Annotated in this window: 10 protein-coding genes, 1 tRNA gene and 1 rRNA gene (1 of these 12 running past the window's edge); all 12 read right to left on the bottom strand. The window is 41.4% G+C overall.

Features of this window, described 5'->3' with window-relative positions; genetic code table 11:
- Positions 1–134, bottom strand: a 16S ribosomal RNA gene (locus ACGHCT_RS00060) (it extends 1,402 nt beyond the left edge of the window).
- Positions 135–548: 414 nt separating this feature from the next.
- Positions 549–636: transfer RNA gene (locus tag ACGHCT_RS00055), tRNA-Ser, on the bottom strand.
- 226 nt (positions 637–862) lie between these two features.
- A complete protein-coding gene (locus ACGHCT_RS00050) occupies positions 863–1,573 on the bottom strand; it encodes a lysophospholipid acyltransferase family protein (RefSeq protein WP_390437530.1) in 711 nt (236 codons plus the stop codon).
- An 18-nt stretch (positions 1,574–1,591) separates the two neighbouring features.
- Positions 1,592–2,146 (bottom strand): Fe-S-containing hydro-lyase, encoded by a 555-nt coding sequence (locus tag ACGHCT_RS00045; protein ID WP_072851125.1) that lies wholly within the window; start codon positions 2,144–2,146, stop codon positions 1,592–1,594.
- Between the two features lie 42 nt (positions 2,147–2,188).
- Positions 2,189–3,031: a fumarate hydratase gene (locus tag ACGHCT_RS00040; RefSeq protein ID WP_390437529.1), complete on the bottom strand. Its 843-nt coding sequence runs from the start codon at positions 3,029–3,031 to the stop codon at positions 2,189–2,191.
- 93 nt (positions 3,032–3,124) lie between these two features.
- Positions 3,125–3,763 (bottom strand): hypothetical protein, encoded by a 639-nt coding sequence (locus ACGHCT_RS00035; RefSeq protein ID WP_072851129.1) that lies wholly within the window; start codon positions 3,761–3,763, stop codon positions 3,125–3,127.
- Positions 3,764–3,799: 36 nt separating this feature from the next.
- Positions 3,800–6,313, bottom strand: coding sequence for a DNA gyrase subunit A (gene gyrA, locus ACGHCT_RS00030; protein WP_390437527.1), 2,514 nt, complete (start codon positions 6,311–6,313; stop codon positions 3,800–3,802).
- Between the two features lie 73 nt (positions 6,314–6,386).
- Positions 6,387–8,303 (bottom strand): DNA topoisomerase (ATP-hydrolyzing) subunit B, encoded by a 1,917-nt coding sequence (gyrB, locus tag ACGHCT_RS00025; protein WP_072851133.1) that lies wholly within the window; start codon positions 8,301–8,303, stop codon positions 6,387–6,389.
- Positions 8,304–8,331: 28 nt separating this feature from the next.
- The gene (gene recF / locus ACGHCT_RS00020; protein WP_072851135.1) at positions 8,332–9,417 is read right to left on the bottom strand and encodes a DNA replication/repair protein RecF; all 1,086 of its coding nucleotides are present in this window, start codon (positions 9,415–9,417) and stop codon (positions 8,332–8,334) included.
- 12 nt (positions 9,418–9,429) lie between these two features.
- Positions 9,430–9,639 (bottom strand): RNA-binding S4 domain-containing protein, encoded by a 210-nt coding sequence (locus ACGHCT_RS00015; RefSeq protein WP_072851136.1) that lies wholly within the window; start codon positions 9,637–9,639, stop codon positions 9,430–9,432.
- A gap of 8 nt (positions 9,640–9,647) precedes the next feature.
- Entirely contained in the window at positions 9,648–10,760 is a 1,113-nt protein-coding gene (gene dnaN / locus ACGHCT_RS00010) for a DNA polymerase III subunit beta (protein ID WP_072851139.1), read from the bottom strand.
- 284 nt (positions 10,761–11,044) lie between these two features.
- Positions 11,045–12,400, bottom strand: coding sequence for a chromosomal replication initiator protein DnaA (gene dnaA / locus ACGHCT_RS00005; RefSeq protein ID WP_072851141.1), 1,356 nt, complete (start codon positions 12,398–12,400; stop codon positions 11,045–11,047).
- Positions 12,401–12,500: the final 100 nt, after the last annotated feature.

Below are 12,500 nucleotides of genomic sequence, written 5' to 3'. Positions count from 1 at the left end.
GTTACTCACCCGTCCGCCACTCAGTCATATAGTTACTCATACCGAAATACTCGTCTCTATATGCTTCGTTCGACTTGCATGTGTTAAGCACGCCGCCAGCGTTCATCCTGAGCCAGGATCAAACTCTCTGATAAAGTATTGAACTTTCGTTCAAGAGTTGTCCAAGTTCAAAATTAACTTTGGCTAATTTATCCCTTTTACTGTTTTTAAGGATTTTTACTCATCCCAAAAATGTTACTTTTTTAGAATTTTCAGGTTAATGTGTTTCACTGTTTAGTTATCAAAGTGCTTGCTGTTGTCGGCTGATTTCTTATCTCAGCAGCAACTCTTAAATATTACCACAGGCTGTCGTGTCTGTCAATAACTTTTTCAATTTCTTTTTATCAGTTATCTCCTTGTGACTCACAGCAACTTTTATATAATATCATAAGCAGTACGCCTTGTCAACAACTTTTTTACTTTTTTTCATTGCCTAACAGCAACTTTGATATACTACCATATCTTACCATTGACTGTCAAGGCTTTTTTATAATTATTTTAGCAAAAACCGGAGAAGGAGGGATTTGAACCCTCGCGCCGCGTAAACGACCTATACCCTTAGCAGGGGCACCTCTTCAGCCACTTGAGTACTTCTCCAAATGCCTAACTAGAATAATTATATGCGTTCCCAATTCGGTGACGCACATGTTATTATACTTGCTAAAAACTGTTTTGTCAATAATTTTCAACAAGATTTTTCATAATATTTTCCATAACTCTTTTACAGCTGTATTTGGAATTAATCCCCAACTTCATTATGCCCAGTTTTAAGTCATTTCTTACATTATTTCACCATAAATCTGTATTAATGTGCCTATAAATTTTACTCATTTTCCCTTATTACAGTCTCAATACGACATTTTACTTCAGCAGCAATCTCCGTGGATTTCATATTTTTATATTCTTCATAATAAAGGGGCTTCAAGAAATGAACTTGTACAGTAAGCTTTTTTATTGACTTTGTATCAAACGCCTGATAGGAGTTAATAAGAGCCACCGGAACAATAGGACACTGAGATTTGGTTGCACTTTTAAAACTTCCGCCTTTCATCTCCAATAATTCATTTTTGTTCCGGCTTCTGGTCCCCTCGGCAAAAATGAGATAGTTTCTTCCGTTTTTCACTTCTGCAGCCACCTGTTGAATCACTTTCATAGACTGCCTCACATCATCTCTGTCCAGGGCATATGCTTTCATGCACTGAAATACTTGCTTCAGAAAGGGAGTATTTTGAATTTCTTTTTTCATAACAACAGAAAAGGGGCGGGGACAGGCCTGAAGAATAGCCAGCACATCAAATAGCCCCTGGTGATTTGGGAAAAATATGAATCCATCCTTGTCGGGGAGATTTTCCACTCCATGGGCATCTATTGTGATTCTTCCGCCTTTCATGGCGCGCCGGTCAATCAGCTTGAGAACCTCATATCTCTCAGCCTCCGGATATTTGTCCGCATGGGAAGCATAATAACATAATTTAATATAGAGATATGGGACAAGTATAATATTATATAAAACCATTAATATAATTCTTTTCATGATTCCATCCCTTTTGTCTTAATTTTCTGTACAATATTCTTTGATCGCGGTTTCATAGAGATTATTCCCTTTACAATCCGCTACTACAATGACAGGAAAATCCTTTACCTCAAGCCTTCTTATTGCCTCCGTACCCAGATCCTCGTAGGCAATAATTTCAGAGGAGATAATACATTTTGAGAGCAGGGCTCCGGCTCCCCCCACTGCTGCAAAATAGACCGCACCGTTGCGCACCACAGCGTCTAATACCTGAGGAGTCCTTTTTCCCTTACCTATCATTCCCTTTAATCCCATATCTAATAAACGAGGGGCATATTTATCCATGCGGCTGGCTGTTGTCGGACCTGCAGAGCCGATGGGCCGGCCCTCTCTGGCAGGGGAAGGTCCCATATAATAGATAATATTATTTTTCACATCCAGGGGCAGCTCTTCTCCTCTCTCCAGTGCCTCCTCCATTCTTTTATGGGCAGCATCCCTGGCTGTATAAATAGTGCCGGTAATATATATATAATCTCCCGCTCTCAGCTCACCGGCGGTTTCATTGTCAAGCGGTGCTGTAATATGCTTATTCATCTGATATCCTCCCTGAATTCAGTACTATAACTATGATTTCTCTTATATTATCCTGACAGCGTGGCGGTTGACATGGCAGCATATATTCACAGCCACTGGCAGACCTGCAATATGTGTGGGATAGGTATTAATGTTGACTGCCAATGCAGTGATTCTGCCTCCCAATCCACCCGGGCCGATTCCGGATCGATTGATCTTTTCCAGCATCTCCTCTTCTAATTCCCTGACATAGGGGATCGGCGATCTGCTGTCAGTATCTCTGGTAAGTGCTTCTTTTGCCATTAAGGCACACTTTTCGAAAGTACCTCCTATTCCAACGCCTACAACCATAGGCGGACATGCATTAGGACCTGCATCCCTGACAGCTGTGAGGATCGCGCTTTTTACCCCCTCTATACCGTCCGCAGGTTTGAGCATAAAAGTTCTGCTCATATTTTCGCTGCCGAACCCCTTAGGGGCAACCGTAATCTTCACCTGATCTCCTGTAACAATGGAATAATGAATAACAGCAGGGGTATTATCTTTTGTATTCTCTCTGTAAATGGGATCTTTGACCACTGATTTTCTCAGATACCCTTCCCGGTAACCCTGCCGCACACCTTCGTGTACTGCATCCTCAACACTTCCCCCGGTAAAATGAACCTCCTGCCCTACTTCCAGAAATATAACAGCCATACCGGTATCCTGGCAGATAGGGATCCTGTCTTTATCTGCAATTTCCAGATTCTCCTGCAATTGTTCCAGTATCTGCCTCCCCAGGGCAGACTCTTCTTTGCTGACTGCCTCGTCCATACGACGCACCATATCAGGTGACAAATTATAATTTGCCTCGATACACATTTCCTTAATATTTGCAGTAAGCTGCCCTACGCTGAGTTCTCTCATCCTTACGTTCCTCCTGCCGTCTTCTTTTTCTATCTGTAAACCTCAGAAAGGAACTTATAAATCAAAAGATTGATTCAAAGTCCCTTCCCCTCATCATTTTTTTTCTTTGCCGCCGCCTTTTAGCAATTTATCCAGCGCCTCTGAAATATCATTCTCATAATCCGGATTCTCTTTTATAAATTTGCTATAGCGCTTTTCATAATCTTCATAATCCTCGGTCTTTACAAACTTTGCATACTGTTCTTTGGAAATATCACTCATCTCTGTTGTAATATCCTTACCCGGAACCACAAAATATTCTTTATCCTTTTTCTTTACAAAGTATGTACTGATAGCCGGAGCCTGAAGCTTTACCGTCTTCTTCTCGTTTTTGCCTTTTTTATTCTTTGTAGTGGCTGTCTTTTTTATCTCATAGTCATAGATTACATAAACCAAGTCATAACCATTGAAGGTCCCCAGTGACTCACACTTTTCAAAATTGATATCCTTTGCCCCATGTGCCTTAAAATACTTCAAATTGTAATCTATTTCTTTTTGGACATCTGCATCTGCCTTATCCTTTTTTCCAATGCCGAAACACTTTTTAACTGCGTCCTCATCTTCAAACTGATACGCATTGACCAGAGATTTTACAACGCTCTCCGGCGAATTATTGCTTACTTTCACCCCGCAGCCGCTGAGTAAAACAGCAGCTGCGAGAAGTATGACTCCTACCCCTTTTAATTTCTTCATTCTTCCGTGCTCCCTGGGTTCTATCCCCTTATCTGATTATTCCTTATCTTGTTTTTCCTCTTCTTCCTCTTCAGCTCCCGACTCTTCATTTTTAGGCTCTGATTCCTCTGACTTTTCCCTTACTTTGGCAATACTGGCCACGGACACTCCATCCTTCAGATCCATAAGCTTAACTCCTGAAGTTATTCTTCCCAGCACAGAGATATCTTTACATGACAGACGGATAATGATTCCCTCAGTGGTAATCAACATTACCTCATTATCCATATTCACTGCCTTTGCCCCGATCACGTTTCCTGTCTTCTCCATGATCTTATAGCATTTTACCCCTTTGCCGCCTCTGTTCTGACTCGTAAATTCACCCATGGAGGTCATCTTACCCATACCGTATTCCGACACAATCAGGAGATAATCTCCCTGAGAATTCAGCTGCATGCCTATCACTTCATCATTGTCGGCAAGATTCATCCCTCTGACCCCTATAGATGTTCTTCCTGTACTTCTTACGTCTGTTTCCCTGAAACGAATACACTGACCGAACTTTGTCACCAGAATAATATCCTTGCGGTTATCCGTAGACTTCACTTCGATCAATTCATCCTCATCTCTCAGAGTAATAGCGGCAAGTCCAGTCTTACGAACATGTTCATAATCCGTGATGGGTGTCTTTTTAATAAGCCCTTTTTTGGTAGCCATCATGAGATAATGCCCTTTTTCATATTGATGAATCGGGATCACTGCTGTTATCTTCTCCCCGGGAGATAACTGAAGCAGATTAATAATGGCAGTTCCTCTTGCGGTCCGGCTGGCCTCCGGAATCTCATAAGCCTTGATTCTGTAAACCTTGCCGGTATTGGTAAAGAACATCAGATAGTGATGTGTTGTTGTCATCAGCAGTTCTTCGATATAGTCATCTTCTATCGTCTGCATCCCTTTAATGCCTTTGCCGCCTCTGTTCTGGTTGCGGAAATTATCTACCGTCATTCTTTTGATATATCCAAGTTTTGTCATGGCGATGACTGTATTATCCTTAGGGATTAGATCCTCCATGGATATATCATACTCATCAAATCCGATGGATGTTCTCCTCTCATCCCCATATTTCTCTGAAATTGCCAGAATCTCTTCCCTGATAATTCTAAGGAGAAGATTACGGTCTGCCAGGATTGCTTTATACTGACGGATTTTTTCCATCAATTCCTGATATTCATTTTCCAGCTTTTCTCTTTCCAGACCTGTAAGTGCGCGCAGACGCATATCTACGATCGCCTGTGCCTGCACCTCGGATAAGTCAAAGGCTTCGATTAATCCCTCTTTGGCAATCTGTGTATTTCTGGAACTCCTGATAATACGGATTACCTCATCAATGTGATCCAGTGCCTTTAAAAGTCCCTCTAATATGTGGGCACGCTCTTCCGCTTTATTCAGATCATACTGTGTTCTCCTGGTTACAACCTCTTCCTGATGTTTCAGATAGAACCGGAGCATATCCAGAAGATTAAGTACCTTAGGCTCATTGTTTACAAGTGCCAGCATAATAACCCCGAAGGTATCCTGGAGCTGTGTATGTTTATAGAGCTGATTTAAGACCACATTGGCATTGGCATCCCTTCTCAGATCAATACAGATTCTCATACCTTCTCGGTTGGAATGGTCGTTCAGATCTACGATACCGTCAATCTTCTTATCTCTCACCAATTCCGCTATCTTTTCTATAAGCCTTGCTTTATTTACCATATAGGGCAGTTCTGTGACTATAATCTGACTTTTGCCATTGGGAAGAGTCTCAATATTTGTCACTGCCCGTACACGGATCTTTCCTCTTCCTGTGCGGTAAGCTTCCTCGATTCCCCGGGTTCCCAAAATGGTTGCGCCTGTAGGAAAATCCGGCCCTTTTACTACCTCTAAAATTTCCTCTATCTCTGTATCTCTGTCTTCCTCTATAATGTTATCAATGATTCTGACAACAGCATTTATCACCTCCCGGAGATTATGGGGAGGAATATTGGTGGCCATCCCTACGGCTATACCAGAAGTACCGTTGACCAGAAGATTGGGATACCTGGAAGGAAGGACTACAGGCTCTCTCTCCGTCTCATCGAAGTTCGGCGCAAAGTCCACGGTATTTTTATTAATATCTGCCAGCATCTCCATTGAGATCTTGCTTAATCTGGCTTCTGTATAACGCATAGCCGCAGCGCCGTCGCCGTCCACGGAACCAAAGTTTCCGTGTCCGTCTACCAGCGGATAACGGGTTGACCACTCCTGGGCCATATTCACCAGTGCTCCGTAGATAGAACTGTCGCCGTGAGGGTGATACTTACCCATGGTATCACCTACAATACGGGCGCATTTCCTGTGGGGTTTATCTGGTCCGTTGTTCAGCTCTATCATTGAATAGAGCACACGCCTCTGCACCGGCTTCAGTCCATCTCTTACATCCGGAAGAGCACGGGCGGCGATAACGCTCATAGCATAGTCAATATAAGAGGTTTCCATTGTTTTCTGCAAATCTACCTCATGGACTTTATCAAAAATATTGTCTTCCATTGTTTTCTCCTTTTACGGGGCTGTCATCCCCTGTTTTGCCTGTTCAAACTTAAGAGTCTAAGGGGGATATCTATCAAATATCCAGGTTCTTTACATATTTGGCATTAGCCTCTATAAATTCTCTCCGCGGCTCTACCTTATCTCCCATCAGAGTAGTAAAGGTCAAATCGATTTCTGAAGAGGCCTCCTCGTCCATAGTTACCCTCAGCAGAATTCTTCTTTCCGGATCCATAGTTGTCTCCCAGAGCTGCTCTGCATCCATCTCCCCAAGCCCTTTATAGCGCTGGATCTTGTTGTTGGTATCGCGGCCAATCTCTGACAGAATATTGTTCAGCTCCTCATCACTGTAGGCATACCACACCTTTTTATTTTTTTCAAGCTTATAGAGAGGAGGCTGAGCCAGATACACATATCCCTGTTTGATAAGTTCAGGCATAAAACGGTATAAAAAGGTTAATAATAAGGTTGCAATGTGAGCACCGTCTACATCGGCATCCGTCATAATAATAATTTTGTGGTATCTGAGCTTTGTAATATCAAAATCTTCATGAATCCCTGTACCAAAGGCAGTGATCATAGCTTTAATCTCAGCGTTGGCATATATTTTGTCAAGCCTTGCTTTTTCTACATTCAAAATCTTGCCCCTCAGCGGAAGGATCGCCTGAGTGGCCCTGCTTCTGGCAGTTTTAGCGGAACCGCCGGCAGAATCACCCTCTACAATGTAAATCTCACAATTTTTCGGATCTTTGTCAGAACAGTCCGCCAGTTTTCCGGGAAGAGACATGCCTTCGAGAGCCGTCTTACGCCTGGTCAGTTCCCTGGCCTTTCTTGCAGCATCCCGGGCACGCTGGGCCAGTACAGACTTTTCGATTATAATTTTAGCTGTGGAAGGATTCTGCTCTAAAAAGATCTCCAGCTGGTTGCTTACAATATTATCCACTGCCCCTCTGGCTTCACTGTTTCCAAGTTTCTGCTTCGTCTGTCCCTCAAACTGGGGATCTTCTATCTTTACACTGATAATAGCAGTCAGACCTTCTCTGATATCATCACCAGTAAGATTGCTCTCTGTATCTCTTAAAAGCTTGTTTTTTCTGGCATATTCATTAAATGTCTTTGTCAGGGCGTTCCGGAAGCCGACGATATGGGTTCCGCCCTCCGGAGTAGTAATATTATTAACAAATCCATAGGTATTCTCTGTATAGGAATCATTATGCTGCATAGCCACCTCAACGGCTACCCCATCCTTTTCTCCCTCACAGTAAATGATATCCGGATAAAGAGCTGTCTTACTTCTGTTTAGATAAGTGACAAACTCCTTAATTCCTCCCTCATAATGGAAAGATTTCTCAACAGGATCCTCAGGACGTTCATCACGGATAGTAATCCTAAGATTTCTTGTGAGGAATGCCATCTCACGGAATCTCTGCTTCAGCACATCATAATCAAAGACCGTTTCTTCGAAAATTTCTTTATCCGGAAGGAAGGATACCATAGTACCGCTTTTATCCGGATCACATTCTCCGATAACCTTTAATTTGTATACTACATGTCCCCGCTCATAGCGCTGCCGGTATACTTTTCCCTCGCTGTATATAGTAACCTCCAGCCACTCAGAAAGGGCATTGACAACAGAAGCGCCAACTCCGTGGAGACCTCCGGATACCTTATATCCCCCGCCCCCAAATTTTCCCCCGGCATGGAGAATTGTAAATACTACCTCTACTGCAGGAATCCCTGCTTTATGATTAATTCCAACAGGTATTCCACGTCCATTATCAGTAACTGTAATGGAATTGTCCTTGTTCACAGACACGTGAATGGTATCACAAAAGCCTGCCAAAGCTTCGTCTACAGCGTTATCCACAATTTCATAAACCAAATGATGGAGACCCCTTGCGGATGTACTGCCAATATACATACCCGGTCTTTTGCGAACTGCTTCTAACCCCTCTAATATTTGAATTTGATCTGCTCCGTACTCTGTACTCATGCGATTCCTCCTGTTATAAGCTCTTTGCCTAGTTTGAATGGTAGACACTTCCCTCCACCACTTTGAACACTTTATTTATTTTAAATCTGTTATTTACGAACTCGTCCAGCCCGGTACAGGTGATCAGGGTCTGTATGTCCCGGATACTGTTCAATAAATAGTTTTGCCGGTTACTGTCCAATTCAGACAGAACATCATCTAATAATAAAATTGGAGTATCTTTAATGACTTTTTTAACAAGATAGATTTCCGATAATTTTAAAGACAATGCAGCGGTTCGTTGCTGCCCTTGAGAGCCGTATTTGCGAATGTCAATATTATTAATATTAACACATAAATCATCTCTGTGGGGGCCAATAGAAGTTGTTTTAAATTTATAATCTTTCTCTCTGTTATGTTCCAGGTGTGTTTTAAACTGTTCCGCCGGGGTATTAGGCTCATAGAGAAGGCGGATATCTTCTCTGTGTCCCGTGAGATTACTGTGAATCTCACCGATGATGTCATTTAATTCCCTGACAAACTTTTCTCTGGCCTTTATAATCTTGCTGCCGTAGCGGACCATCTGCTCATCCCATACTTCTATGGTATCCCTCAGTTCCGGACGGATCCAAAGATCCTTCAGCAGTTTATTCCTCTGATTGACTACATGGTTGTAAGAAGAAAGATCCGCCAGATAGAGTTTATCCAGCTGACACAGTTCCAGATCCAAAAAACGGCGCCTCTCTCCCGGTCCATTTTTAATAATATTTAAATCCTCAGGAGAAAAAAATACAATATTTACAATTCCAAAAAGCTCCCTCGCTTTTTTTATTGGAAGTCCGTCAATTGCAATCCCCTTTGATTTGCTTTTTTTTAAATGCATATCAATTTTGTGGGATACGCCATCTCTGTTTACAAGCATCCGAATATGAGATTCGTCCTGCAGAAACCGGATCATATCTCTGTCCTTACTTCCACGGTGGGACTTTGTAGTTCCGCAGAGATATATAGCCTCCAGCACATTTGTCTTGCCCTGGGCATTATCTCCGTAAAGGATATTTGTCCCTTTGTCAAACTTCATATAAAGAGAATCATAATTTCTATAATTTTTCAGTTCAATAGATTCAATATACATGGGCCACCTGATTTATTTTATGACTTTAATTTCTTTGCCCTGAAAGGATACGACATCCCCGTCATAGAGCTTTCTTCCCCTTCTTGTATCTATCTCCCCGTTAACCTTTACGAGTCCGTCCTGTATGACATATTTTGCCTCTACGCCGTCCTCTACAAAGCCCGCGGCTTTTATCGCCTGACCTAATTTGATGTACTCTTCTCTTAATTTTATGTTATCCATATTTTTTCCTATCTGTTCACCGCATTAAAATTAACCGGCAAAATTAAATAAATATATTGTTCTTCCTCATCTTTGATAAAGCAGGGTGCTTTTGGATTCATCAGATAAATGCTAACCTCTTCATCGTCTATAACCTTCAGTGCATCAATAAGAAACTTAGGGTTAAATCCAATCAGGATATCTTTCCCTTCCTTCTCAATATCGATCTCTTCGTCCATAGAACCAATCTGGGAATCGATCTGAAGCTCCATGGATCCATCTGAAATTTGGATAATAATTGGCTTTTTGTCACTTTCTTTCACTAACAGAGTAGCTCTGTCAATACAGTTCAGAAATTCTCTCTTATTAATCTTAACCTTAGTCTCGTAGTCACTGGACAGCATCTGGTCAATCTTAAAATACTCGCCCTCGATCAGCCTGGATACCACTACAGTATCATCGAATTCAAATACAATATGACTGTCTGTAAAGAAGATATGAACCATATCCTCCGCTTCCCCTGATAAAATCTTACTGATCTCATTGAGTGTTTTTCCGGGTACCACTACTTTCCGATCCTTTGCCGCTTCTTTTAACTGAACCTTACGGATCGAGATTCTGTGTCCGTCCAGTGAAACAATACGAAGAGTATCTTCCTGAATCTGGATCAATTCTCCTGTCATCAGCTTATTATTCTCATTGGCTGCAATAGAAAAGATCGTCTGCCGAATGATTTCTTTTAACGTAAACTGGGAAAGTGTTATACACTCATCCCGTTCTATAAATGGAAGATAGGAAAAGTCCTCTCCCGATTTCCCAGGGATATTAAACTTTGCCTTCTCGCAGGTGATTAAGGTATTCAGCTTTTCATCGGTAGTAATAACTACTTCATTTTCAGGAAGTCTCCTCACTATCTCCGAAAAGATCTTTGCATCCAGGGCTATGATGCCCTTTTCAATAATTGTACCTTCTACCTTTGTCTCGATCCCAAGTTCCATATCATTGGATGTAAATTTGATATCCCCTGCGGAAGCATCAATCAGAATACATTCCAGGATAGGCATAGTAGTTTTAGAAGGTACTGCCTTCATAACTATATTGACACTTTTTAGTAGATTCCCTTTGGAACAAGATATTTTCATAATGTGTATAACTCCCTTCATGTGAAAAAGTGGCTTAAACAAATAAATATAATAAATAATCCGTAGTATTCGTAGTAGAGGGTGTGAATATGTGAAAAACTACTTTAACCCCAGATAACCAGAGGGTTTAGCTTAAGGATAAGAATGTGGGAAGTATCCTGATTTCCGGTGTATGAATTGTTGATAATTCACATTACAAAATGAGAAATCAACTTGTACACACATTTCCACCTCTTATTAACATGAGATCAACCACCATTTGTGGATAACTGATCTAAAATTACCTACTTACCTGGATTAATCTTCTTTTTGAGGATATCAAGGGTGCTGCTTATGGTTTCATTATTCTTATTTAATTCGGACTCAATTTTGCTGCAGCCATTCATAATTGTGGTATGATCTCTGTTGCCAAGACATTTCCCAATATTTTTTAGTGTTACATTCGTCATTTCCCGGCAGAGGTACATGGCAATCTGCCGGGGAAGAACAACTTTGGAATTCCTTTTGGTACCGCTTAGATCTGAGGCTGAAATATCAAAATGTTCAGCTACAATATCTATAATCAGCTCTGGTGTAATGACCCTTTTTTCATTGGGGGAAATAATATCCTTTAACACTTTTTCCGCCAGTTCAATGTTTACTTCTCTCTTTTCAAGATTCGCGTATGCCATGATTTTATTCAGAGCGCCTTCCAGCTCACGAATATTAGACTTTATGTTCCTGGCGATATATTCAATAACTTCTTTGTCTATGTCATACCCGTCCAATTCCTCCTTCTTTCGGAGGATTGCCATCCTGGTTTCATAGTCAGGGGAGGAAATATCTGCAATCAGTCCCCATTCAAAACGGGAACGAAGGCGATCTTCAAGAATTTCCATATCTTTCGGCGGCTTATCTGAGGATATAATAATCTGCTTCTTAGCTCCGTGCAGAGCATTAAAGGTGTGGAAGAATTCTTCCTGAGTAGATTCCTTACCTATAATAAACTGGACATCGTCTATGAGGAGTACATCAATATTTCTGTATTTCTCCCGAAATTTTGTCATAGTAGTATTATTGCCGTTTCGGATCGCCTCAATCAGTTCATTGGTAAAGACCTCACTGGTCACATATAATACCTTAGATCGGGGATCCCTCTCTAAAATAAAATGTGCAATAGAGTGCATCAAGTGGGTTTTCCCCAAACCAACACCTCCATACAGAAACAGGGGGTTATAAATCTCACCGGGAGACTCTGCCACCGCAAGGGAAGCCGCATGGGCAAATTTATTGTTGCTTCCCACAACAAAGGTATCAAAGGTATACTTGGGATTCAGGTTTGCCTTTTCCGCAGTATTCCCTAAATTAGAAGAAGCTGCGGGTGCAGCTGTCTTATCCTGTTTCACATCTTCCGGCAAAATAAATGCAATCTCATAGTCATGCCCAGTAATTTCACTAATGGCAACTTTTAAAGGAAGAGTAAATTTTTTACTAATATAAGTAATAAACTGTTCTGATGGAACCAGGATGGTTACGGTATCATTCTCCACAGTATGCACAGTCAATGGCAGCAGCCAGGTTTTAAAAGAAACATCGGTGAGCTCGTGTTCCTCTTTCACTGTATTAAGTATCTCCGTCCATTTTTCTTCTATTATATTCATTACCATATCTCCTACTCTAAGCTACTTGATTTATCCATGGATAAACACAACAATAAATGATTGTCTGAAAACCTTCATTCAATCATTTCCTGGAATCCAC

Origin of the sequence: Lactonifactor longoviformis, assembly GCF_042848515.1 — a bacterium.
Classification (GTDB): Bacteria; Bacillota; Clostridia; order Lachnospirales; family Lachnospiraceae; genus Lactonifactor; species Lactonifactor longoviformis.
Note: the sequence above shows the minus strand (reverse complement) of the source record. Positions and strands in the feature narration are given on the sequence as shown.